1 pseudogene is annotated in these 253 nt (G+C 56.9%); it reads right to left on the bottom strand.

The features are described 5' to 3' along the window. Positions 1-123 (bottom strand): annotated as a pseudogene (locus ACZYOF_RS44855) (IS481 family transposase); the annotation flags it as partial. Positions 124-253 lie beyond the last annotated feature (130 nt).

The following is a 253-nucleotide window of genomic DNA, read 5'->3' as shown; positions in this document are numbered from 1 at the left end:
GACCTCGGCGGCGATCTGCTTGCCGGTGTGGCGCTGCCGGCGCAACGCCTCGATCATCGTGCATGTGGCGGGCGCTGTTTGGCCTGGCAATGAAAGGGGCCTTGAGGAACGGTCGCGCAACCCATTCGAGGGTGTCAGAAAGAATGTGTAAGCAGGTTTCTGTGAGTTTACCTTACCGAGGAGACTCACATGACGACCGACACGACGATTACACCTGAACTGCTGGATCAACTGCTTGCTAACTATGAGAAGC

This window comes from Bradyrhizobium sp. LeoA1Lang (assembly GCF_055413685.1).
This window is presented reverse-complemented; position numbering and strand designations above follow the sequence as displayed.